This window comes from Comamonas sp. 17RB, from assembly GCF_030056555.1.
Lineage (GTDB): Bacteria > Pseudomonadota > Gammaproteobacteria > Burkholderiales > Burkholderiaceae_C > Comamonas > Comamonas terrigena.
In genome coordinates this window covers 731,295-754,797 of the sequence record NZ_JASHHY010000001.1, presented here as the reverse complement: position 1 = coordinate 754,797, position 23,503 = coordinate 731,295, and the positions used below count along the sequence as shown (strand labels likewise).

The window sequence follows — 23,503 nt, the reverse complement described above, 5'->3', positions numbered from 1 at the left end:
TGCCTCACCCTGCTATCGAAGGGACATGCCCCAGCAAGCCGGATCATGTCTTTGCTCTCAGACTTTGAGCGCCCGCTTTCTTCTGCCGCGAACAGCTGCCTTTGGCCGGCTGCGGATGTCGCCGCCCGACCCAAAGCGGCTGTACGCATGGCTCCAAAAGCGACCATTGGTCTTGGCCTCTTTCAGTGGGGCATAGCAGCTTGCGCGGCTGCAATTCATGCTTTAGCTAGTTCGAAGCTATCGCCCTCCCATACATCCACGCGGCTGCTGCGTGCTGCTGTCTTCGTCACCCTTGCAGTTCGACTCGAACATCGCTGAACCCAACTCCATCGAATGAGGTAACGCTGAAACTATGTCCCCAGAACATCTCACCGCATTCAAACCACAAGGTGATAAGTGTGCTGCCCGTGACCTCGACCGCTGACAGCGTGAGCGAAGCGATGAAACCGTCTTTCGATAGCAGTGGGTTCTCAAACCGCTCCGTGGCGCCTCCGGCATTGAGGCGCTCACCAAAGCGCCAGTCGGAGTTGTAGGCATCTAGTGCGTCTGCCGCAATTAGGTCGCGGCCTTGGTTGTTCAGTGCGACTATGCCGTTCATTGCCCTTTCGGCTAGGGAGAGCGAGGTTTCGAGGGGCTGTCCATCAGGATTGATTGAAACGGTGATGGCACCCCAGTCGGACTCGACTCTCCCTTCCAGAACACCCGATGAACCAACCAGCCGCCCCATCGTCGGATGGTCAAGGTCCGGCAGATGCTTTATCTGGATTTTTCTGCCGAACAGTCGAAACATCGAGTGGGCTTCCTTTGCCGTTGTGTTGTGGCGAGAATCTGTCTGCTTTAGAGCAAATTCTGCCTTGAGAATGAGCGACCGATATTGGCCGCATCTTGCCACACAGCTCCTCTGAAATCGAGGAGCTCAAGCACTCAGCTAGTCGATGTATCCGGCCTCTTTGAGGTAGTGCGTAATCACGGCGTCTAAGTCCTCGTCAGAAACCTCAAACCCACTATCCAGATTCGCCCAACGGCGTATCGTGATGAACGCGGCTGGACTGATGTTTGGATACCGGAGCCCGAGGAGATTGTCTAGCGCTCGAGCGTCGAGTGAGTCATCGGCTTGCATCAAAGACTTGAACAGAGCCGAGGCGGATTTTCCCAATGTAAGAGACTCCAACATTTGCATGACCTCAGAGAGAAGATGGCGAAAAGCGAGTAACGACCTCAAAGGCTGTTATTAGGACGCAGGTGCGAATGACCGCTCATGGCCGGTCTACGACTTTCGCAAGACGACCCAAAGAGGACAGTCAAGCTACTAAACCGGCCTTTCGCGGCCTGCCGCGAAAGGCCCGAGTTGAGTAGCCTGTTAAGCCTCAGCGGGAGGAGCATCACATAGGATTTCTAGTGCGTTGGAGTACTGTCCTTGGGTGTCTGATACTTCCCGCCAGTCGGCGAGCCTGACAGAGAAACCCTTCCTAGCGAATTCCTTCCCGACCAAGCGCAGGTACTCTATGTCAGGTTCGAATGAGCCTAGTCCGAGCACCTGTCTACCTATGGCCGTAAGCGTATAAATCTCGAAATCAAGCTTTTTCGAGGCGTCTTCGTGCTCCACGATTAGAGCTTTGCTGTGCGAGACGAGCGCCCGGAGGAATTTGCTTTCTACGACTGACTTATAGGTCCGAGTAAGCCCGATAGCTTCTATGCCAGAGACAACTCCTAGCTCTTGCATTTGTCGCAGCATCGAGAATGTCAAGCCTTTAGATGCTATGTATTCCATTTGGCCACTAACGATGCACCCGTCTATGACATAGCGCGCTAACTTGCTAATCATCTCGGCTTCCCCCTTGGAAAGCATCTTCAGAAACTCTAGTGTCCGGATCGAATATCTACCAGGTGCCTTCACCTCACCTGCCAAGACACTGCCCCACAACCTTTGTAGATCCTCAGTAGATACCTTGCCGGCATGCTCACGCCACGCGAATAGCCAGTCTTCGTCCACATTCCGATCGGATGGAATCTGCGAGTCGGTTGCAAGTTGCTCTTCCGCAAATAGGATAGCTTTTGTTGCGTTAATTTCTGAGCGAGCCGCTGCTGCGGCGGCGGCCCTGCTGCCGTACTCCACCGCTGCAGAAAGCGATAGCATTGGTTCAATGCGCTCGTCAGCGGCAGGCAGGATGCCCGCTGCGCTTGTGAGCAGCAAAGTGCCATCTGGACGAAGTTGCTTCTTGCCGGATCGGATATCAGCAGCGTCTGTTTCTGCCTGCGCCAACATGAGGATTTCATGTCGGCGAACCTCGTTTCTTACCCGGCCTTCTCGGGCAGCTTGCCACGGCGAAAGCAATGCCCCGATCCCCTTCTCGGTCAGCGTTTCCCAGAGTTTGATCACTAGCTTTTCACCGGGGAAGTCCATGTCGTCTCCTGAGACTTAACTGAATCTAGACGACAGGCAACACGTGTTCGTCGTTCTCATAAACATGAATTTAGCCAGAAATATCAGAGTGAGCAATTGCAATCATGCTTGTTAGGCAAACCTGAAAATTCTGAAATTAAGGTCCGTCGTTAGTAGCCACGAGCATGTAATGGAGTGACTGCTTTTGGCCGGACTGCGACTGTCGCAGACCACACACCTTGCCGCAGTAGGCACCTGTAGTCATTGCCTTCACTTTCCGGCCGGGGCACCGGTGCCGGGCCACCGCAGCCGTGCGCTGGCGCTGCACGGCGCCGGATGGGCCGGGCCGGTGGGGCAGGGCGCGGGTCAGCCCCGCAGGGTCACGATCTCTTCCGCAATCGTGGGGTGCAGCGCCACGGTGGCGCGGAAATCGCTCCAGGTGGCATGGGCTGTGAGGGCCACACCCGCCAGCTGGATCATCTCGGCCACGCCGTCGCCCAGCAGGTGCATGCCCAGCACGCGGTCGGTAGCTCCGTCCACCAGCACCTTGATGAAGACCTGCTCCTGGGAGCCGGCAAATGCCTGCCCCATCGCCCGGAACTGGGTGGTGAGCACCCGCAATTCGGGGAACTGCGCCCGGGCGGCCGCTTCTGTCATGCCCACCACGCCAATTTCCGGGGTGGAGAACACGGCCGTGGGCACCAACCCATAGTTCAGCGGGGGTACCTGCATGCCGCCAAAGATCCGGTCTGCCAAAGCATGCCCTTCCCGGATGGCCACGGGCGTCAGGTTGACGCGGTTGGTGACATCACCAATGGCATAGATGGAGCCGATGTTGGTACGGCCAAAGTCATCCACCACGATGGAACCATCGGCGGCGGTTGCCACCCCGGCCGATGCCAGCCCCAACCCCGATGTGTTTGGCTGGCGGCCGGTACACAGGATGACAGCGTCCACTTCCAGCGCATCACCATTGCTGGCGCTGACCTGCAGTCCGCCTGCGGCCTGGTCGATGCGGCGCACTTCGTGCCCGTAGCGCAGCCGGATATGGCGCTGCTCCATGTGGGTGGCGAGCAGCGCGGCAATGTCCTGATCGAATTCGCGCAACAGGTGCGGCCCCCGGACAAACTGCGTCACCTCGCTGCCCATCCCGGCAAAGATGCCGGCGAACTCGACTGCGATGTAGCCGCCACCCACGATCAGCACCCGCTGGGGGCGCTCGGACAGGTGAAAGACTTCGTCCGACGTGATTGCCAGTTCGTTGCCTGGGAACTGCGGAACCGACGGGCGTCCGCCGGTGGCGACCAGAATGGCGCCGGCGCTGACCACCCGGCCGCTGTCGCGCAGACGTACCGTGTGCGCGTCGACGATCTCGGCATGGTCGGCCAGGGTCTCCACCCCCGCGCTACGCAGGTTGCGCTCGTAGATGCTTTCCAGCCGCGCGATCTCGGCGTCCTTGCGCTGGAGGAAATGCGCCCAGTCAAAGCGCGGCGGCTCGCCCTGCGTCCAGCCAAAGGCTTGGCTGGCGCGGAACTGCTCGGGGAATCGGCTGGCATAGACCATCAGCTTCTTGGGCACACAGCCGCGGTTGACGCAGGTGCCGCCGAAATTGGCACTTTCCGCGATGGCGACGCGCGCGCCATGCTGGGCCGCGATGCGCGCGGCGCGCACACCGCCGGAGCCGCCACCGATAACGAGAAGATCTTTGTCGTACTGGGTCATAGTTGCTTCCAAGAATACGCAGCGCAAGCCTGCGTGTACAGGCGGGTGACGTCCGCAGGGGTTGGCATGGCGCTGTTCACTGCAGAAATTCGGCCGGCTGCTGCTCCAGGGCTTGCCTGGACATGGCGCCGCCAAACTCCTTCACGATCTGTCCGCCCTGGAACACGCGCAGGGCAGGAATGCTGCGGATGCGGAAGGCCGCAGACAGCTCCGGATGTTCATCCACATGGAGCTTGTACACCGCAAGCTTGCCCTGGTGCGCTGCCGCAATGGCATCGAGCGCCGGGGCAATGGCGCGGCAGGGGCCGCACCACGGGGCCCAGAAATCCACCAGCACGGGTTGGCTGGAAGACAGGACGTCAGCGACAAAAGTCTGGGAGGAGGTGTGCTTGGCAGACATGGGTATCTTTGCAAAAGCGTGGAGAACGGGGGAAAGGGAGATAGGGCGATGCCGCGGTCATCCGTGGCCGTTCGCGGCCATCGGCGTTGCGGCTCAGCGCCTGGTTTTGATGGAGACCAGGGCCACCCCCGCCAGCGTGACGGCACCGGCCGCAAGGCTGTAGGCGGTGACGGGTTCATCCAGGATCAAGGCCCCCAGAAGTACGCCGAACACCGGCACCGACAACTGCACGGCACCCGCGCCGGTGGCCGACATGCGGGTGCGCACCCAGTACCACAGCACATAGGCCAGGGCCGATGTGATGCCGCCGGAGAGGGCGGCATAGGCTATTCCCAGCGTGTCGACCGAGATCGCATGGGCGGTGAGCAGCAGCCAGCCCAGTGCCATGGGCACGGTGCAGATGAAGCTGTTGGCCGTCCACTGAAGGGCACTCTCCGTGGCGCGTCCGCGTAGCGAATACAGCCCCCATGCGATGCCCGCCACCGCCATCAGGGCGGCAGCGCCCAGCGTGGGGGAGGCATTCCAGGGGCGCAGAAAAGCGGTCAGCCCCCCGAAGGCCAGCAAGGCGCCCAGCACACTGGTGCGTTCGCCGTGCCGGTAGCCGTAGACCACCATCGGCACCTGTGCCGCGGCAAAGAGCACCAGTGCCCCCGCACCAGTGCCGATGCCCCGGTAGGCATAGGACATGGCCGCCGCGTAGACAAAAAGCAGTGCGGCGGACAGCCATGCTTCCCGCGCGTTGGCCCGGGGGCGTGGGCGCGCGTGCAGCAGGGCGAACAGCACCACGGCGCCGGCTCCCAGGCGCACGGCGGTGAACAATGCCGCGTCAATGTGCGTGGTCTGGAAGGCCAGCCGTGTCAGCAGCGAGTTGCCGGCGAAGGCCAGCATCGTGAGCAGGGTCAGCACCGCCACGACCAGGCGGGAGCGAATGGAGTTCGTCATGGATCGGCTGCGCCTTAATGCCCCATCGTGAGCACCATGCGGAATTTGATACCACCCGACTTCATCTGTGCGTAGGCCTCGGCAGCGCGTTCCAGTGGCATGGTTGCTGTCATCGGATGGACGTCCGCCATGACGCTGAAGTCCCGCGTGCGCTCCGACTCGAATGGCGTGCCGGTGATGGCCCCTGAAACGAACGCTCGCCCACCACCATGAAGCCCGCGCCAACCACCAGGAACTTGCCTTGCAGTGCCAATCCGTGGATCAGCCTGGAGGCCTCGGCGCTGTGTGATCAACTCCGTGGCGATGCGGCTGCCCGCGGCGCGACGATGCCAAGACATGCCTGCGTGATCGACCTGCGCCTGTTGTCGCCGGCAGAGGGCGCAGCCAGCGCTACAGCCAGCCCGCCCGGCGGAAGCGGTGATAGACATAGCTGCAGACACAGACCATCAGCAGTATGGCGGCGGGGTAACCGTAGTGCCACTTCAGTTCCGGCATGTGCTCGAAATTCATGCCCCAGATGCCCGCGAAAGCGGTGCAGATCGCAAAAATACTGGCCCACGCTGCCAGCCGCTTGGTGACTTCGTTCTCATCGATGGCGACCAGGGCGAGGTTGACCTGCATCGCCGTTGCAATGGTGTCGCGCATCCCGTCAATCAGCCCGTTGATGCGGACCAGGTGGTCCGCCACATCGCGGAAATATTCCTGGGATCCCGCACATATCTGCGGCACACGCCCGCCGTGCAGTTTGCTCACGGCCTCCAGCAGCGGCGCAACCGTGTGCTTGACGTCCATGACGCGCTGCTTCAACCCATAAAGCTGCTTGATGTTGTCGCGGGCAGCACGGTGCGTGAAGATCAGCAGCTCGACGGCGTCCAGCTCGGCCTCCAAGGCCTCGATGACGGGGAAGTAACGGTCCACCACCGCATCCATCAGTGCATACAGCACAAATCCCGCGCCGTGCTTCAGCAGTTCGGGCTCTCTCTCGCAGCGGCCTCGAACCCCCAGGAAACCCTGGGTGCTGCGATTGCGGACCGACAAGACATAGTTGGGGCCCACAAAAACGTCCACTTCCCCCTGATTGAAGTAGCCCGGTCGCTCGGGATCGGGCTCCAGCAACTGCATCACGGCGAAAAGTGATTGCCCGTATTCCTCGATCTTGGGTCTTTGGTGTCCAACGCGGGCGTCTTCCACCGCGAGTTCGTGCAGGTCGAACTCTTCACGCATTTCATCCAGCTCAGCCGCCGTCGCATCGGACAAGGCCACCCAGACAAAGCAGCCAGGGCGCGCAATGTATTTGCTGATGTCCGCCACCGGAATATCGGCCAGCTTGGAGCCTTTTTCGTAGGCAACGCAGTTGATCAGCATCAGCACCCCCTCCAGGCTGTCCAAAAGTCGTATGGTGCCATGCCGCTGTGACGAAAGCGTGCAACGCCTCTCGGCGCTCAGCAACCTGCTCGCGATCGAGAGCGGAGGCCGCCGCTCGACCCCCAGGCCGACACCGAAGGACCGCCGTTTCTGTCCATGTGCGGTCCTGCTCGCAATGTGCTGCAGGGCATCAGGCAGACTCACCCAGGCAGTTCGTAGCGCTCGGCACATTGGGCGTTCGCAAAAAGCGAAACACAAAGAGGGCGATCAGGCCTGTTCCACCTGCCAGCACCATCAACAAGGTGGAGAACGCGGCCTCGAAGGCCCGCATCAGTTCAGCGGCGCCAATGGAAGGCCAGCCTGCTTGCGCTCCGGCCAGGTTGCCACTCACCAGGACCTGGGCCACGGCCACGGCGGTGTGAGAAGGGAGATGGGTTGCGGCTAACAGCTCATGGGCGATGAGGGCCGTGAGCAGCGCACCCACCATGGCCAGTGCCAAACCTTCTCCGGCAACGCGCACGGTGCTGAAGATGCCGGTCGCCATGCCTGCGCGTTCTGTCGGCACCACACTCACAGCCAACCCGTCCATCAGGCCCCAGGGCAGGCTGATACCAACGCCGATGGCGAGCATGGGCCACAGTGCCGCAGCACCGCCTGCGGACACAGACAGACTGACCAGCCCGCCCGCGGCCACCAGCAAGCCGGCTGCGCACAAGGTCGCCGGAGATATCCAGTGCGACAGGCGTCCAGCGACCGCTGGCAGCACCACCAGCGGGGCGGACAGGGCTGCCATCCACAGACCGGCCTGGGCCACTGGAACGCCCTCTATGCCAATGAAGCGGATGGGCAGCAGCACCAACAGCACGACAAAGCCGAACGCCGGTGCGGCGGCAAGCAACTGAACCCCGACAAAGCGGGAATAGCGGAACAGGCTCAGGTCCAACAGTGGGCGTGGATGGCGCCGCTCGACAAACACGAAAGCGGCGAGCAGCAGGGCCGTGCCACACAGCGCGGAGATCGTCATGGGGTGCAACCAGCCTTGCGCGGGCGCCTGCAGGATGGCAAAGGTGAACAGCGTCAGCGCGGAAGTGATGGCCAATGCGCCCGGCACATCAAGCTTCTGCGCAGCGGGGTCGCGAGACTCACGCAACACACGCATGCCAATGGAGAAAGCAATGGAGGCTGTGGCGATGACCAGCACGAAGATGGCCTGCCAGCCAAAGGCCGTGGTCAGCCAGCCTGCGGCCACCGGGCCCAGTGTCAGCCCGGCACCGAAGCTGGTGCCGAGCAGGCTGAAAGCGCGCACACGCGCCTGCCCCTGCACCTCCTGCGCCAGAGCGGCTGCACCGGCCGCCAGCACCCCGGCACTGGCGATACCCTGGAGCGCGCGCAATCCATCAAACACCCACAGGTTGGGCGAGGCCATCAGTGCCAATGAGGCGGCCACGAACACGGCGATGGCCCCCAGGAACACCTTGCGCCGACCGTGTTTGTCGGCCAGGGCGCCGGCCGCCATCAGGCAGCTGCCGAACGCCAGCATGAAGGCGTTGGTGACCCAGGCGAGTGCGAGCGGCGATCCGCCCAGATGGGCTTCGATGTCCCGCAGGGCGACCGCCGGGCCTGTAAAGGTCATGGGCATGGCGGCAGACGCCAGGCACACGGCTGCGGTGGCCCAACCGGGTCGTGAGAAGGTTTCGGGATGGTTTGTACGAGGCATGGCTACGTCTTCTGTGGCGGAGCAGGAGAAGATAGACTTGCCTGAATGAAATGGAAGCAGGCCATATTTCCGTTGAATACGGAAAAAAATGCCGGAATAAATGGGCTGACGGATGGATAAATTCAATGGACTCACGGCCTTCGTCAAAACAGTGGATCTGGGGAGCTTTGTCGCTGCGGGGCAGGTACTGGGCCTGTCGGCGTCGGCCGTTGGCAAGGCCGTAGCGCGCCTGGAGGCGCAGCTGGGCGTTCGGCTGCTGCAGCGCAGTACCCGGCGCATCAGCTTGACCGAGGAAGGGCGCCTGCTGCACGAACGCGGCCGACGCATGCTGGATGACTGGCACGACACACAGTCCATGTTGTCCGAGTCGCGAGCGCGCCCCAGCGGCAATCTCAGGCTGAGCGCACCCATCGTCAGCCACCATTTCCTGCTGCCAGCGCTGCCCAGCTTCACCCAACGCTACCCCGAGGTCGATCTGGACATCGACTTCAACGACCGCCTGGTCGACCTCATCGACAAGAACATTGACCTGGCCATCCGCAGCGGTGACCTGGCGGACTCCAGCCTGGTCTCGCGGCCGCTGGCGCCGTACAGAATGCAGCTGTGCGCCGCTCCGGACTATCTGCAGCGCAACGGCACGCCTCTGTGCGTTCAGGATCTCAGGGCCCATGCCTGCATCCGGTTTCGTTATCCCAATGCCGGCCGCCTGCAGGTGTGGCCGTTAACAGGCCTGTCGCCTGACGAAGCGCCTGAACTGAAGATGAAGACCATTTTGGTCTGCAACAACATGGAGGCGGTGCTGCAGGCTACGGTCGACGGCTTGGGCATTTCCTGCATGCCAGACTTCCTGGCCAAGAAGGCGCTCGCCGATGGGCGACTGCTCCAGGTTCTCGATGCGCAGACGGACGGCGGCGGGGTTTTCCATCTGGTCTGGCCTTCGGGCCGTCACCTGTCACCGAAGGTGCGGGTGCTGATCGACCACCTTCGCGCTTTCCTGACAGCGCAGGCGTGATGGTGCCGCGGCCGGTTCTGGCAGGGACTTTCCGCTGGCCCTGACACCAGCTTCTGTGGACCGTTGCCGGCTGCATCCACGCTGGAAAGCGGCGTCCGCTTTCCTCCCGCTTTCAACCCGTATGCAACCCATGGGCGCCGTTCGGGACAACTCAGTACGGCTGTCCATTTTTGTGTTCAAAGGACCACTTCCCATTGGCCCCCATAACGGCCACCAGGTCGTCTTCGGGATAACTCACCGCATCACCGTCAACCCGGCTTCCGATTTCAATGTATGTGGCATCGGATGCAGAGCAATTTCGGAGGTGATGCGCTTGGCCGCCAGCCCTGAATCCAGCACACATGCCGGATGTCAGGATGTGCTCCTGCGTACCCGTGTAGAGGGTGACTTCCCCCGCCAACACGTAAATAAACTCGTCTTGCAGCGTGTGCTGGTGGTGAAGTGCAGAGACAGCGCCTGGGTGCAGTGTCGTCAGATTGACGCCAAACTGCGTGATTCCAAATACATCGCCAATGGGCCGCTTGTCACGCCCGATCATTCTTTGTGCGAATGTTTCCGGGTAATTCGAAGGCTTTGTCCGGAGTGGCGCTGAGGCGGCCTCGATGAAATCCTGAGATTGATTCAATTCAGTTTCCTCCATGAACACGCAATGAGCGAAGAGGCTCCACTTGGCCAGAATGCCGCATCGGCTTTGACGGTGTCAATCGCTCGTCAGTGGGCTGTCGCCAGAAACCGCCTCTGGCCAGGCGGGACAGGTGTTGGAACGCCTGTGGAGGAACCACCCGGAAGCCTTGTCGGTCTTATCGCTGAGAGCCGCTCACACACCCCTTGATACGTCGTTGCTTCGCCTTGTCGTACTGTGGTACTGCCTGCGGCTTCGCGCCTTGTCACCAACGCACACCTGCGGTTTGCTGGGGTGTTTTACGTTTTAGCGGCTCTTCACAGGGGTTGTGGGGCGGAGAAAGTCGATCACGACGCGCTCGAATGCTGCGGGCTGGTCCAGCATGACGAAGTGGTAGCTGCCATCGATGCGCTGAAAACTGGCGTGGGGGGTGGTCGCATAGGCGGATCGAAACATCGCATCAACGAGGTCTGCGGGGACGCCATAGCTGGTGTCGTAGGCATGCACCACATGCACGGGCGCTGTGATGCGGTGGAGCTCCGGGCGCAGGTCGGTGGTCATCAGCTCGTAGGTGGCATGTGCCACGGTGGGGCGGTCTGATCGGAGGCTGGCGTCGAGCAGTGCAGGGCGGGCTGCTTCGGTCTTGGTGAGGCGGGCGATGGCGGCGGATTGCATGGCCTCCATCTGGGCGTCGGTGGCCGCCAGCAACGTGGCGCTGAATGCGGCCGCGCCCGGTGTCGCTTTCTCACTGGTTGCGGAGGGATCAAACATCAGGCTGTAGAAGGGCAATGCATCTACGATCATCAGACGCGACACTCGCTCAGGATGGCGCGCGCCCAGCATGAGTGCGACCTCACCACCCAGGGAGTGACCGATGACAGCGGGAGTCTGGAGATGCGCGCGTTCAATGTACTCCGCGACGGCTGCTGCCGTGGGCTCCAGCACCAGACCTTGCGGATGGTGCGCTGCAGGTGCGCCGGCAAACCCCGCCACCTGCACCAGGTGCAAGCGATGGCTTTGCTGCAGGCGTGTGGCAAGACCACGCCACACATCCCGGGAAGATGCCAAACCCGGAATCAGGATGACATCAGGTCCGCTGCCTTGGACCACCACCGAGATGCGGTCGCCCACCATGGCTCCTTGTGGTGCGGTGGTCGATTGGGCCAGCGTAGCCGAGGTCAGTAAAGAGGTGAGGCCGAAGGCTGCGAGCAGGGCTGAGAAACGCATGAAGTCAGCCCTGTGGTCAGGGCATGTTCTGGACAAGCCAAGCATTATCTGCGCTGTCTTCGCGCTGTCTCTGCGTTGTTGGTAGGGCTGGCTACATCAGAATTTTCGAAAACGACAGCATCGTCACGCGTGGACGGCAGCACTTTCACCTGTGGCGTTTGAACAGACCTCCGCGACGTCCGCTTTCGACCCATTGCTGCCCTTCAACGTACAGCTATGCTTGGTACTAATCGCCGTCTAACAGACGCGCTACAACTTCGTAACGGTGCCGTTTGACCGTCGCCTATAAATTAGCTTATTCATGATCGAGAAGCTGGAACTTAGCCATCTCCGGATGCTCAGCGCCCTCTATGAGAAAGGGTCTGTGTCAGCGGCTGCTGAGATGCTGGATGTCTCACAGCAAGCCGTGAGCCTTCAGCTCAAGCGAGTCCGGGAGATTTTTGGCGACCTCTTATTCGTGCGAACCGGCCACGGCATGGTGCCAACAGCCTATGGCCAGTTGATACAACCACATGTGCGGCAGTTACTGGCGATGGTCCATGCGCTGCCTATGCTGACATCCATTCCACTGAAGGACATCGAACGCACCTTGAATATCTCCGCCACCGACTATGCGCAACGAATCATCGTCGGCGATCTGCTTCATGCTCTGCGCGGTGCGGCACCTCGGGTGAAGGTGAAGATCTCAAATATTGAAAGCGCCAGCCTAGTCCGCCGAATGCAGGACGGGGAAATTGATATGGCCTTCACATCGAACGGCTATGTGCCCGAGGGCCTGCTGTCGACCTCTCTGTTCACGGAAAAATATATTTGCGTGACAGGCACGCCGCTGACCAACGGGCTGGAGCTGCTGTCCTTGGAATCGCTCGTGGCATTTGACTTCCTCGTGGTATCTCCGGGCGTCCCGAGCTTCGACGGCTCCGCGGGCGGCTGGTTTGCGCAGCAGGGACTGCGGCGTCGTGTTGTGGCTTCGGTGCCCTCGTTCTTCATGGCAATGGATTATTTGCGGCGTTCCAATATGGTGGCTTTCCTGCCGTCGCGACTGCTCCCCTGCGACGATTTGTTTGAGGTGCTGCTAGAGAAGTACCCGCCTGGCTTTGAGCTGGTTGCTGCTTACCATCCCTCTGTCATGTCTGATCCGCTGCTGAGCTGGATACTCGACCACGTCCGTACGCAATGCGCAGCAGCAAGATAGCGCCGCTTGTGATCGCTACAAGCATGCGTACATGGTGAATTTCGTGCAGCGTTCCTAAGCTGTCGAGCATTACAAACTCAACTTTGAACGGCCTATGAGCACGAAGCTAGTCAATCCCGCGCACCTCTACGACGGCGCACCTATCGGCATGTCGCAAGCCAAAGTGGACTTGGCGTCCGGACTCGTCTTTGTCTCTGGCCAAGTCGATTGGGACCGCGACTCGCATGTCCGACACGCCACGCCGGAGGAACAGGCAGAGGGTGCAATCCAGCATCTGATAACCGTGTTGAGCGAGGTGGGCGCTTCGCTAAGAAACGTGCTACAGCTGAGGGTGTATGTTCGCGGCGAGCTCGCCGACTGCATGTCGCAGCTCGTACCTGTGTTCGCCCGTCACTTCTATGCAGTCCGGCCAGCCTTGACTGGCGTCGGCGTGGCATCCCTCGCAACGCGGGACACGCTTGTAGAGATCGAGGCATTGGCAAAGTTGCCCGGCCATCCGTGATAACTTTCGGAGGATCGCTGCACTTCCATGGGACGGTTACTCGGCGTAGTCGAGTGTCGGCTCATGGCCGAACCGCGACGCTCGCAGACCCCCCATGGCGGCCACCCAGCCTCCCTCTGAATCCGGGTGGCCCCACCTCGCGGGGCGTCATAGCGCGCTTCAGGGTTTGAGCAAAATCTTGCCCTTGCGGCCCGGTCGCAGGCTGGCGGCAGCGGCCTGGGCGGCGTCTCCCAGGTCGTAGATGCCCTCGATCGGGAGCTTCAGCTCGCCGCTCAGCGTGCGCTGCAAGAGCTCGCCCAGCAGACGCCGCTTGTCCTCCGCCGCCATGGCCTGGCTGACCTTGCTGCCCCAGAAGCCTTTGACCGTCGCCTGCTTGAAAATCAGGGCGCCGGAGCTGATCTGCATGGGCTCCCCGGCCATGGTGCCAAACGACACCAGGGTGCCGCCTTCGCCCAGCAGCTCTAGCAGCGCTGCGCTGGCCTTGCCACCGATGGAGTCGACGGCCGCCACCGCCAGCGCGGGGCCGAGCAGGGCGCTGGCGCGCTGCTTCCAATCGGCCTGGGCCGTGGACAGCACATGGGCCACGCCCAGGTCCGTGAGTTCCTGGACGCCTTCATCGCGGCGGACCAGGTTCAGCACCTGAACGCCGCGTGCGCCGGCCAGCATGGCCAGCGTCTTGCCGACTGCACCGTTGGCGGTGTTCTGCACGATCCATTGCCCGGGGCTGACGTGCAGGAACTCCAGCAGCATCAAGGCGCTCAGGGGCATGGCGATCAGCTGGGCCGCCACCTCATCCGGGATGGCCGGGGGCATGGGCACCAGCTGGCTGGCGGGGGCAAGAAAATACTCCGCCCATGTGCCATGGACCCCGGCCACCGCAACCCGCTGCCCGACGGTGACGCCTTCGACGCCTTCGCCGAGGGCATCCACCACCCCGACGGCCTCGCTGCCGCCAATGGCGGGCAGCACCGGCTTGTAGCCATAGCTGCCGCGAATCGTCCAGAGGTCATGGTTGTGGATGGGGGCCAGCAAGGTCTTGATGCGGACTTCGCCGGACGCAGGCCGGGGAACCGGCTGATCGCTAGCCTCCAGCACAAGAGAGGGTTCGCCGAAGGTGGTGTGAATGGCGCTGCGCATGGTGAATGTCCTTTTTCAAGCAAGCAGGGAGAGCAGCGCCTTGGCCACGGCCTCGCTGCTGGCGGGGTTCTGGCCTGTCACCAGGCGGCCATCGGTGACCACATGCTCATGCCAGTCCGGGCCTTTTTCAAAGCGGCCGCCCAGGCGGGTGAACTCGTCCTCGATCAGGAAAGGCACCACCGCGCTCAGGCCGACCGCGGCTTCCTCGCTGTTGGTGAAACCGGTGACGCGCCGTCCGCTGACCAGGGGTTGGCCGTTTGCCGCATGCACATGGATCAGTGCACCGGGCGCATGGCAGACCAGGCCCAACGGCTTGCCCGCGCGCTCAAACGTTTCCAGCAAGGCAATGGACGCGGCATCGTTGGCCAGGTCCCACAGGGGGCCGTGGCCGCCGGGGTAGAAGACGGCATCGAAATCCTGGGCGTTGACCTGGGTCAGCGGCGTGGTGGCTGCCAGCGCGGCCTGCGCCTGGGGGTCACGGCGAAAGCGCTCGGTGGCCGGGGTTTGCGCATCCGGGGCGTCGCTCTTGGGGTCCAGCGGGGGAGGCCCGCCAGCAGGGGAGGCCAGCGTGATCTCTGCGCCGGCGTCCTGGAAGACGTAGTAGGGCGCTGCAAACTCTTCCAGCCAGAAACCGGTCTTGTGGCCGGTGTCGCCAAGACGGTCGTGCGATGTCAGTACAAACAGAACTTTCATGGGTGGCTCCTTGGGTGTTCAGGGGTGGGGGACGGGGGAGGGAGACTGGGCGGCCCGCGTGTGGGCGGCCTGCGCGTGGGTGGCCCGTGCGGCGTCGCAGGTCAGCAGGAGCACGGTGGTCTCGCGTGCCTGCACCAAAGAGGTCTTGTCCTGGCTCAGCTTGGCCAGCAGCGCGGCGCCCAGCCACATCTGGTAGAGCACGCGGGCCAGTGCCTGCGATGGCGCGCCAGCAGGCAAGGAGTGGTCTGCGCGGGCCGCATCGATCAATGCTGCAATCCGTGCCAGCAGGCGCTGCACCCCGGCGTCCAGCACGCGGCGCATGTCTTCCGACAGGTCGGCCACTTCGGCGGCGAGCTTGACCACCAGGCATTCCTCGGCCCAGCCGCATGCGGCATCGTGTGGCGCGGCAATCCAGGCATCCCAGTAGCGCATCAGCCGTTGGTAGCCGTTGCCCTCGGCGGTCAACAGGCCTTCCAGCTTGCGGCCATAGCCGTCGACATACTGCTGCAGCAGCTCGCAGCCAAAGGCTTCCTTCGACGGAAAGTAGTGATAGAACGACCCCTTGGGGACGTTGCAGGACTTCAGGATCTCCTGCAGGCCGAGCGCCGCAAACCCTTTGTGCAGCACCAGTTGGTGCCCGGTGTCCAGGATGTGCTGGCGTGTTGCTTCGGCTTTTTTGCTCAGTGTCATGGCGTGCATTGTATGAAAAATAGACCGGTCGTCTATTTCATTCAAAAGCAATGCCGGCAGGGTCTTTGGTGCGCGGCGGGCAGCGGCTACGCGTTTCTGCGTATCGAATTCACCTTGTCAATAGATGATTTTCCGGGGGCGCAATAATCCGCCCTCGGATCTTGACGTAGATCAAGGCCGATGCCTCATAGCTTGTGCGAGTGGCCGACTGTCCAGGCCAGCCCACTGTCCCACCCACGGCGGTGCGGCGCCTTGCACACCCAATCGGATGTAAAAATGAAAAAACAACAAACGCTACCCTCCTTGGCTGCCAAGGTGTGGTTGCTCGTTCTGGGTCTGTGCCTTCTGGCCGCAGGCCTGTTCTTCGCGTTCTACGGCTACCAGCTGGTGGCCCTGAAGGGCAGCTGGTACTTCCTGCTCAGCGGTGTGGCCCTGGTGGCTTCCGGCGTGCAACTGGTGCGCCAGCGCCCCAGCGGTGCGCTGATCTATGGCGCCACCCTGGTGGCCACCGTGGTCTGGGCGCTGGCGGATGCCGGCCTGGACTTCTGGCCCCTGGTCTCGCGCGTGCTGCTGCTGGCCGGCCTGGGCATCCTGGTGGCCCTGACCTTCCCCGTGCTGCGCCGCGCCCATGCGCTGCCATCGCTGCGCGGTGCATCGTTCGCCGTGGCGGGTGTGCTGGCGCTGGGCTGCTTGGCCACCGTGGGCGGCATGTTCCTGCCCCACGCCTCGGTGTCCGCCAAGGCCGATGCCACCGTGCTGCAGCCCGTGGCCCCCGGCCAGGCGCCTGCCGACTGGGCCCACTACGGCAGCACGCCCGGTGCCACCCGTTTTGCGGCCCTGGACCAGATCACGCGCAGCAACGTCAAGGACCTGCAGCTGGCCTGGACCTACCAGACCGGCGATGTGCCCGTCAGCCCCGGCGGCGGCGGTGCCGAAGACCAACTGACGCCCCTGCAGATCGGCAACCAGGTCTTTGTCTGTACCCCCCACAACAATGTGATTGCCCTGGACGCGACCACCGGCAAGGAGCTGTGGAAGACCGAGATCAACGCCAAGCAGAAGAAGTGGATGCGTTGCCGCGGCCTGGCGTACTTTGATGCCACCCAGCCCCAGGTGCAGCCCAGCGTGGCAGGCGCCACCCCCGTCAAGGCCGTGTCCGTGCCGGCCGGTGCTGCCTGCCAGCGCCGTGTGCTGATGAACAGTGTGGCCCCCGAATTGATCGCCCTGGACGCCGACACCGGCGCCTTCTGCGAAGACTTCGGTACCCACGGCCGCGTGGACCTGCGCGCCGGCATGGGCAAGGGCGCCGACAAGGGCCAGTACTACCCCACCTCCGCTCCCACGCTGGCCGGCACGACCATCGTGATCGGCGGCCGTGTGGCCGACAACGTCAGCACCGACATGCCTGGCGGCGTGGTGCGCGGTTTCGACGTGGTCACCGGCGCCCTGCGCTGGGCCTTTGACCCCGGCAACCCCGAGCAGCAGAGCGCTCCGGCCGAAGGCAAGACCTACGCCCGTTCCACGCCCAATGTCTGGGCCCCCATGTCCTACGACCCGCAGTCCAACACCGTGTTCATGCCCGTGGGCAGCGCGGCCGTGGACCTGTGGGGCGTGAAGCACACGGCATTGGACCGCAAGTACGGCGCCTCCATGCTGGCCGTGGACGCCAGCACCGGCAAGGAAAAGTGGGTCTACCAGACCGTGCACGACGACCTGTGGGACTTTGACGTGCCCATGCAGCCGTCCTTTGTGGACTTTCCTGGCGAAGGCGGCAAGACCACCCCAGCCATGGTGTTCGGCACCAAGGCCGGCCAGCTCTTCGTGCTGGACCGCGCCACCGGCAAGCCCCTGACCAAGGTCGAGGAGCGTGCCGTGCCCGCCGGCAACATCGAGGGCGAAACCTACTCGCCCACCCAGCCCTTCTCCGTCGGCATGCCCAGCATCGGCGCTGCCGACATGAAGGAATCGGACATGTGGGGTGCCACGCCGTTCGACCAGCTGCTGTGCCGCGTGAAGTTCAAGTCCAAGCGCTACACCGGCCTGTTCACGCCCCCGGGCACCGATGCGTCGCTGAACCTGCCCGGCTCGCTGGGCGGCATGAACTGGGGCGGCGTGTCGGTCGATCCCACGAACAACTACCTGTTCATCAACGACATGCGCGTGGGCCTGGAAGTGCAGCTGATCAAGGCCGACCCGGCCGACGTGGGCGCCAAGGCCGACGGCAACGAAGCCGCAGCCATCACCAAGCCGGTGCCCCTGGACGGCACGCCTTACGCGATTAACGCCAAGGTGCGCTTCATGTCGCCGCTGGAGATTCCCTGCCAGAAGCCGCCTTTCGGCACGCTGACGGCCGTGGACCTCAAGACCCAGCAGATCGCCTGGCAAGTGCCGGTCGGCACCGTCAAGGACACCGGCCCCTTCGGCATCAAGATGGGCCTGCCCATCCCCATCGGCATGCCCACCATCGGTGGCACCCTGGCCACCCAGGGCGGTCTGGTGTTCATCGCCGCTACCCAGGACTACTACCTGCGCGCCTATGAAACCGGCACCGGCAAGGAAGTGTGGAAGGCCCGTCTGCCCGTGGGCAGCCAGGGCACGCCCATCAGCTACCAGTCGCCTGTGACCGGCCAGCAGTTCGTGCTGGTCTCGGCCGGCGGCGCCCGCAACTCGCCGGACCGCGGCGACTACGTGGTCGCCTACGCGCTGCCCCGCAAGTAAGGCGCCGACTCCTCGGTGCAGCGCTGCCTCCTGTGCAGCCGCTCCCATCCCACCCCGGCCCGTGCCGGGGTTTTTTTATGGGCGATGTACGGGTGATATGTGGGCGATGCGTGGGAGGGGGGACGGCGAGTCCGTGTAGACCCGCCGCTTCAGTGGCTGGACAGTTCGCGGGCCGTGCCCTGCAGGCGAGCCTTTTCCAACTTGTCGGTGGGCAGGTTGACCAGCAGCTCCAGGCGCAGGTGCAGCATGTGCAGGGTCTGGCGAAAGGCCTCCAGCTTGGCGGCATCCGGCGCGTCGCCGGCGGCCGGGTCCGGGTAGCCCCAGTGCGCTGTGGCGGGGTGGCCCGGCCATACCGGGCAGACTTCCTCGGCCGCGTCGTCGCACACCGTGATGATCAGGTCCATGTGCGGGGCGTCCGGCGCGGCAAACTCGTCCCAGCTCTTGCTGCGCAGCCCGTCCACCGGCACGCCGGCCCGCTGCAGCACCTGCAGGCCCAGCGGGTGGGGCTGCTCGCCAGGGCGCGGGCTGCTGCCGGCCGAATAGGCGTGAAAGCGGCCCTGGCCGATGTCATTGAGCAAGGCCTCGGCCAGGATGCTGCGTCCGGCATTGTGGGTGCACAGGAACAGCACATTCAGGGGGGCGGTGGTGTCGGTCATGGATTCTCGGGATGGGGAGCAGGGATGAACAGGCGGGCACCGACATGCCGCATGCCGGCGCCCGCCGCACCATCTGACACGGCAATGTTTGCAGCTTGATGACAGCGGGCCGGCCAGGCACGGTCCGGCGATGGCAGGCATGCAACTGCGGTCCCCGCAGGGCAGGGGCGCAGCGCCTTGATGCCGGCTTGCTCCGGCGCTCCCTGCCTCGCCGCCCGATGCCGGTCTCCCCGTAGAGCGGCTTTACTTCTTGCCGTACTCTTCCATCGGCAGGTCGTTCGGCGTGGCAATGGCCGCCTTCAGGCTGTCACTCATGGGCAGCGCAATTTGGGTGTTGCTGGGCGGAATGGGCTGCATCAGCCATTTTTCATAGATCCGGGTGAGCTCGCCCGACTTCATCATCTGCTTCAGACTGTCATCGACCGCCTTTTTGAACGGGGCATCGTCCTTGCGCAGCATGATGGCAATCGGCTCCACGCTCAACACCTCACCCACCAGCTTGAAATCGCCCGGGGTGCGCGACTTGGCAATCAGACCCGCCAGCAGCGAGCCGTCCATCACAAAGGCATCGGCTCTGCCGGACTCCAGCAGCAGAAAGCTGTCCGCATGGTCCTTGCCGAACATGATCTTCAGATCGAAGCCGTTGGTGCGTTCGCTCTTTCTCAGCGTCTGCACCGACGTGGAGCCCGAGGTGGTCACGATGTTGCGCCCGGACAGATCCTTCAGAGAGTGGATACCGGCGTTTGCCTTGACGGCAATGCGCACCTCCTCCACAAAGGTCGTGACGGCAAAGGCGACATCTTTTTGGCGGGCCAGATTGTTGGTGGTGGAGCCGCACTCCAGGTCCACGGTGCCGTTCTGCACCAGCGGCACGCGGTTGGCCGAGGTCACCACCTGGTACCGGGTGTCCAGCTTGGAAAGGCCGAGCTTTTGCTGGATGTCCGCCAGCACCTTCTGGCACACCTCGACGTGGTAGCCCACATAGGCGCCGTTGCCCAGGGTGTACGACAGCGCGCCGGACGAATCCCGCACCCCCATGGTGACGGATCCTGATTGCCGGATCTTTTGCAGCGTGTCGGCATTCTGGGCGGCAGCGGGGAAAGCAAGCAGTGCGGCAGCCAGGCAGGCACAGGAACGAAGGGCAAGTTTTTTCATGGCTATTCGGTGGTGGAGGGCAGAAAACTCAGGCCGCCGCAGGGCCTGAAAACAGTGCGCACATCTGTTCAACATCGACGTTGCCGCCGCTGATGACGATGCCTATGCGCCGGCCGGCAAAGCGCGCCCGCTGGGCGCGGACGGCCGCCAGGGCCAGGCAGCCAGTAGGCTCCACCACCAGCTTCATGCGCGATGCGAAGACTCGCATGGCATCCACCAGCTGGCCGTCGGTGGCCGTCAGCACCTCGCTCACATGCTTTTGCAGAATGGGGAAGTTCAGGTGGCCTACGCTCTTGGTCTGGGCGCCGTCGGCGATGGTCTTGGGGGCCGCAATGGTGACGATGCGGCCTTCGCGTAGGGACTGCTGGCCGTCGTTGCCCGCCAGGGGCTCCACGCCAAAGACCTGGCAGGCGGGCGTCACACCGTGCGCCGCCAGGGCGGAGCCGGCCAGCAGCCCGCCGCCGCCCAGCGGGGTGAGCAGGGCGTCCAGAGAACCCACTTCATCGAACAGCTCCAGCGCCGCAGTGCCTTGGCCCGCAATCACGTCCGCATGGTCATAGGGGTGCAGGAACAGCGCGCCCGAGCGCTGGGCGATGTCGGCCGTGATCGCCTCGCGGTCGTCCATGTAGCGGTCGTACAGCACGACGTCGGCGCCATAGCCCCGCGTGGCCGCGATCTTCATCGTGGGCGCGTCGGACGGCATGACCACGGTGGCGGGCATGCCCAGCAGGCGGGCCGACATGGCCACGGCCTGGCCGTGGTTCCCCGAGGAGAAGGTGACGACACCGGCCTGCTTCTGGGCATCGTCCAGCTGGGCCAGCGCGTTGTAGGCACCGCGGAACTTGAAGGCACCCATGCGCTGCAGGTTCTCGCACTTGAAAAAGAGCTCCGCGCCGACCTCCTGGTTCAGGTAGGTCGACGTCAGCACCGGCGTGCGGTGGGCGATGCCCTGCAGGCGCTGGGCAGCGCTGCGCACGTCATCAAAATGGGGGGCTGCGGCGCTCATGCTGCCACCCCGCTAAGGTCGGCAATCGCGTCAATCTCCACCAGCACGCCATTCAAGGCGCAGCCTGTGGTGGTGCGCACGGGTTTGGCGTCGCCCATCACCGCCGCGTAGGTGGCGTTGAAGCGCGCAAAGTCGCCCAGGTCCGCCAGGTAAACCTGAACACGCACCAGGTTCGACAGGCTGCAGCCCGCGTCGGTCAGGATGGTCTGCAACTGCGCCAGCACGGCGCGTGTCTGGTCTTCCACGGTGTGACCGATCAACTGGCGTTCGCTGTCCCGCGGGACCAGGCCTGCGGTAAACAGCAGGCCTGCGGCCACCTTGCTGCGGCTGTAATGCCCGCCTTGTACGGGGAGTGCGTCGTTGCCCATGGTTGTGCCTTTCGTTGCAAAGAAGAACGGTTGAAGCAAAGTCTATGCAGCGCAGTCAATTAAGAAAATCGATAAAAATTGGGGCTTAGCTCCACGAAAATCGATGCTCACCGAACTCAAAACCCTGGTCGCAGTCGCGCGCTGCGGCACGTTCGCCGCCGCGGGCGGGAAGATCGGTCTGACCCAGTCTGCGGTCAGCAGCCAGATCAAACGCCTGGAAGAAGCGCTGGGGCTGGCGCTGTTCGACCGCACGGGCAGGTCGGCCACCCTGAACGCGGCGGGGCTGCGCGTGGTCGATCAGGCCGAGGAACTCATTGCGCGGTTTTCCCGGCTTGGCGACCCGGCCGACAGCGACGCTTCGGACGTGGTGCTGCAGCTCGGGGCGCTGTCGTCGCTGCAGCCCAGCCTGGTGGCCCGGGCGCTAGTCGACTTTCGCCAGATCCACCCCCACCAGCCGGTGCGTGTGGTCCCGGGACCGTCGCTGTACCTGCTCAACCAGATCGACCTGGCCGCCATGGACCTGGCGGTGATGATTCGCCCGCCGTTCGGCCTGATGCCGGACATGCGCTGGTACCCGCTGGTGCGGGAACCCTTCCGCCTGGCGGTGGCCCAATCGGTGAAGGGGGCGGACTGGCGTTCACTGCTGCAGTCCCTGCCCTTTCTGCGGCTGGACCGTTCCACGTTTGGCGGCAGGCAGGTGGACCGCTTTCTCAAGAGCCGCAACCTGGTGGTGCGGGAGTCGATAGAGATGGACGAGATCCCGGCGATGGCGTCTCTGGTGGCGGCGGATGCGGGCGTGTCCCTGTTCCCGGTGACCGAAGCCTATATGCCGTACCTGAGCGGTGTCCGGCTGATCTCTCTGGGTGATGACACCTTCTACCGGGAGATCGGCCTGCTGTCGCGCAAGGCCGCCAGTGCAGACGCCGCGGTGGACTGCCTGATCGGCTGCCTGGAAGCGGCCGCCGGCATCCCGCGTGCGGCATCGCCGCGCCCCTGGCCCGGGCCGCGCCGCCCGGCGGCGCCCAAGCGCTCCGGGCGCTGACGCTCAGCCCGGCCTGCGGGACGGCGGCGGGCCGACCAGCTCGAACAGGGCGGCAGCCAGGGGCGAGCGGATGGAAGACCGCTGCCACACCATGCCCACTTCGCGCGAGGGGCAGGGGGCCGGCAGCGGCCAGCGGCGGATGCGTGGATCGGCAGGGCCGATGACCGGCCAGTCCGGCAGGATGGACACGCCAAACCCTTCCGCCACCAGCTGGGCGATGTGCTCAATCCCGTCCAGCTCAAACCGCACCTTGGGCTTGATGTGGTGGCTGCGCAGGTACTCGTCGGCCATGCGGCCGGCCACCACCTTGCGGTCGTACTGGATGAAGGGCTCGCGTGCGGCCGTGAGCAGCGGGTCCTGCACCGGCATGTCCTGGGGCGTCAGCAGCACCAGCGCCTCATTGCGCAGCAGCCGCCACTCGCAGGTCTTGGGCATGGCGAACGTGGGGTGCACCAGGATGGCCGCGTCCAGGTTGCCGGCGAGCACCTGGTCCAGCAGCAGCGACGAAGTCCCGGGCTCGATATAGACCTGGATGGCAGGGTGGGCACGCATCCAGCGGCGCAGCAGCGGCGGAACCAGCCCCATCAGCGCCGTGGGCGTGGCCCCCAGGCGCAGCGGGCCCGCTGGCAGTTCGGTGGCCGAGGCCACGGAGCGCAGGTTTTCCACCGATTTCAGCACCTCCCGGGCCTGGTCCACGATGCGCGCGCCCACCACGGTGGGGCGCACGGTACGGCCCACCCGCGTCAGCAGTGCGCTGCCGACATCGGCCTCCAGCGCACGCATCTGCTGCGCAACGGTGGTGGGGGGCAGGTCCAGCCGGCGCGAGGCATCGGCAATCGAGCCGCAGTCCACAACGGCAATGAAGCTCTGTAGAAAACGCGAATCCATAAAAACGTATTTTGCGTGATCTGAACCACCAAACACCATCTTTTTTGTGGAGCCCATGCGGCG

22 protein-coding genes are annotated in these 23,503 nt (G+C 63.7%); 5 read left to right on the top strand and 17 right to left on the bottom strand.

Going from position 1 to position 23,503, the window contains the following annotated elements; all coding sequences use genetic code 11:
* Positions 1-286: 286 nt before the first annotated feature.
* The 7 genes from QM470_RS03255 to QM470_RS03225 all read right to left on the bottom strand — a co-directional run bounded on the left by QM470_RS03255 (position 287) and on the right by QM470_RS03225 (position 8,529).
* Complete coding sequence (locus QM470_RS03255; RefSeq protein WP_283338169.1) at positions 287-790, bottom strand: DUF2262 domain-containing protein; 504 nt, start codon at positions 788-790, stop codon at positions 287-289.
* Positions 791-1,360: 570 nt separating this feature from the next.
* The gene (locus tag QM470_RS03250) at positions 1,361-2,404 is read right to left on the bottom strand and encodes a DUF2806 domain-containing protein (RefSeq protein ID WP_283338168.1); all 1,044 of its coding nucleotides are present in this window, start codon (positions 2,402-2,404) and stop codon (positions 1,361-1,363) included.
* A 345-nt stretch (positions 2,405-2,749) separates the two neighbouring features.
* Positions 2,750-4,105, bottom strand: a complete 1,356-nt coding sequence (gene gorA / locus QM470_RS03245) for a glutathione-disulfide reductase (RefSeq protein ID WP_283338167.1) — start codon at positions 4,103-4,105, stop codon at positions 2,750-2,752.
* A gap of 76 nt (positions 4,106-4,181) precedes the next feature.
* Positions 4,182-4,505 carry a thioredoxin gene (gene trxA / locus QM470_RS03240; RefSeq protein ID WP_283338166.1) on the bottom strand — a complete coding sequence of 108 codons (324 nt, stop codon included), beginning with the start codon at positions 4,503-4,505 and terminating at the stop codon, positions 4,182-4,184.
* Positions 4,506-4,598: 93 nt separating this feature from the next.
* The gene (locus tag QM470_RS03235; protein ID WP_283338165.1) at positions 4,599-5,447 is read right to left on the bottom strand and encodes a DMT family transporter; all 849 of its coding nucleotides are present in this window, start codon (positions 5,445-5,447) and stop codon (positions 4,599-4,601) included.
* A gap of 390 nt (positions 5,448-5,837) precedes the next feature.
* Positions 5,838-6,812, bottom strand: coding sequence for a magnesium/cobalt transporter CorA (gene corA, locus QM470_RS03230; protein WP_283338164.1), 975 nt, complete (start codon positions 6,810-6,812; stop codon positions 5,838-5,840).
* Positions 6,813-7,002: 190 nt separating this feature from the next.
* The gene (locus QM470_RS03225; RefSeq protein ID WP_283338163.1) at positions 7,003-8,529 is read right to left on the bottom strand and encodes an MFS transporter; all 1,527 of its coding nucleotides are present in this window, start codon (positions 8,527-8,529) and stop codon (positions 7,003-7,005) included.
* A gap of 112 nt (positions 8,530-8,641) precedes the next feature.
* On the opposite strand from QM470_RS03225, the gene QM470_RS03220 reads away from it, so the two are divergent.
* A complete protein-coding gene (locus QM470_RS03220) occupies positions 8,642-9,541 on the top strand; it encodes a LysR family transcriptional regulator (protein WP_283338162.1) in 900 nt (299 codons plus the stop codon).
* 151 nt (positions 9,542-9,692) lie between these two features.
* Here QM470_RS03220 and QM470_RS03215 read toward each other — a convergent pair whose 3' ends face one another.
* Positions 9,693-10,181: a cupin domain-containing protein gene (locus tag QM470_RS03215; RefSeq protein WP_283338161.1), complete on the bottom strand. Its 489-nt coding sequence runs from the start codon at positions 10,179-10,181 to the stop codon at positions 9,693-9,695.
* Between the two features lie 288 nt (positions 10,182-10,469).
* Complete coding sequence (locus tag QM470_RS03210; RefSeq protein ID WP_283338160.1) at positions 10,470-11,390, bottom strand: alpha/beta fold hydrolase; 921 nt, start codon at positions 11,388-11,390, stop codon at positions 10,470-10,472.
* A 301-nt stretch (positions 11,391-11,691) separates the two neighbouring features.
* Here QM470_RS03210 and QM470_RS03205 point away from each other — a divergent pair, with 301 nt between their 5' ends.
* Both QM470_RS03205 and QM470_RS03200 read left to right on the top strand, forming a co-directional pair.
* Complete coding sequence (locus QM470_RS03205) at positions 11,692-12,585, top strand: LysR family transcriptional regulator (RefSeq protein ID WP_283338159.1); 894 nt, start codon at positions 11,692-11,694, stop codon at positions 12,583-12,585.
* Between the two features lie 94 nt (positions 12,586-12,679).
* Complete coding sequence (locus QM470_RS03200; protein ID WP_283338158.1) at positions 12,680-13,087, top strand: RidA family protein; 408 nt, start codon at positions 12,680-12,682, stop codon at positions 13,085-13,087.
* Positions 13,088-13,246: 159 nt separating this feature from the next.
* On the opposite strand, the gene QM470_RS03195 is transcribed toward QM470_RS03200, so the two are convergent.
* From QM470_RS03195 to QM470_RS03185, 3 genes are read right to left on the bottom strand one after another with little or no spacing between them, the layout of a single operon-like run.
* The gene (locus QM470_RS03195; protein WP_283338157.1) at positions 13,247-14,224 is read right to left on the bottom strand and encodes a zinc-binding dehydrogenase; all 978 of its coding nucleotides are present in this window, start codon (positions 14,222-14,224) and stop codon (positions 13,247-13,249) included.
* A gap of 15 nt (positions 14,225-14,239) precedes the next feature.
* Positions 14,240-14,917 (bottom strand): type 1 glutamine amidotransferase domain-containing protein, encoded by a 678-nt coding sequence (locus QM470_RS03190; protein ID WP_283338156.1) that lies wholly within the window; start codon positions 14,915-14,917, stop codon positions 14,240-14,242.
* An 18-nt stretch (positions 14,918-14,935) separates the two neighbouring features.
* Positions 14,936-15,607: a TetR/AcrR family transcriptional regulator gene (locus QM470_RS03185; RefSeq protein ID WP_283338155.1), complete on the bottom strand. Its 672-nt coding sequence runs from the start codon at positions 15,605-15,607 to the stop codon at positions 14,936-14,938.
* A 276-nt stretch (positions 15,608-15,883) separates the two neighbouring features.
* On the opposite strand from QM470_RS03185, the gene QM470_RS03180 reads away from it, so the two are divergent.
* Positions 15,884-18,325, top strand: a complete 2,442-nt coding sequence (locus tag QM470_RS03180; protein WP_283338154.1) for a membrane-bound PQQ-dependent dehydrogenase, glucose/quinate/shikimate family — start codon at positions 15,884-15,886, stop codon at positions 18,323-18,325.
* 149 nt (positions 18,326-18,474) lie between these two features.
* Here QM470_RS03180 and QM470_RS03175 read toward each other — a convergent pair whose 3' ends face one another.
* The 4 genes from QM470_RS03175 to QM470_RS03160 all read right to left on the bottom strand — a co-directional run bounded on the left by QM470_RS03175 (position 18,475) and on the right by QM470_RS03160 (position 21,510).
* The gene (locus tag QM470_RS03175) at positions 18,475-18,981 is read right to left on the bottom strand and encodes an arsenate reductase ArsC (protein WP_283338153.1); all 507 of its coding nucleotides are present in this window, start codon (positions 18,979-18,981) and stop codon (positions 18,475-18,477) included.
* A gap of 243 nt (positions 18,982-19,224) precedes the next feature.
* On the bottom strand, positions 19,225-20,136 hold the full coding sequence (locus QM470_RS03170; RefSeq protein WP_283338152.1) for an amino acid ABC transporter substrate-binding protein: 912 nt from the start codon (positions 20,134-20,136) through the stop codon (positions 19,225-19,227).
* Between the two features lie 28 nt (positions 20,137-20,164).
* The gene (locus tag QM470_RS03165) at positions 20,165-21,142 is read right to left on the bottom strand and encodes a threo-3-hydroxy-L-aspartate ammonia-lyase (protein WP_283338151.1); all 978 of its coding nucleotides are present in this window, start codon (positions 21,140-21,142) and stop codon (positions 20,165-20,167) included.
* Positions 21,139-21,510, bottom strand: coding sequence for a RidA family protein (locus QM470_RS03160; protein ID WP_283338150.1), 372 nt, complete (start codon positions 21,508-21,510; stop codon positions 21,139-21,141). Before QM470_RS03160 ends, QM470_RS03165 begins: the two co-directional genes overlap by 4 nt.
* 103 nt (positions 21,511-21,613) lie before the next feature.
* On the opposite strand from QM470_RS03160, the gene QM470_RS03155 reads away from it, so the two are divergent.
* Positions 21,614-22,552 (top strand): LysR family transcriptional regulator, encoded by a 939-nt coding sequence (locus QM470_RS03155; RefSeq protein WP_283338149.1) that lies wholly within the window; start codon positions 21,614-21,616, stop codon positions 22,550-22,552.
* Between the two features lie 3 nt (positions 22,553-22,555).
* On the opposite strand, the gene QM470_RS03150 is transcribed toward QM470_RS03155, so the two are convergent.
* Positions 22,556-23,440, bottom strand: a complete 885-nt coding sequence (locus QM470_RS03150; RefSeq protein ID WP_283338148.1) for a LysR family transcriptional regulator — start codon at positions 23,438-23,440, stop codon at positions 22,556-22,558.
* Between the last annotated feature and the right edge of the window lie 63 nt (positions 23,441-23,503).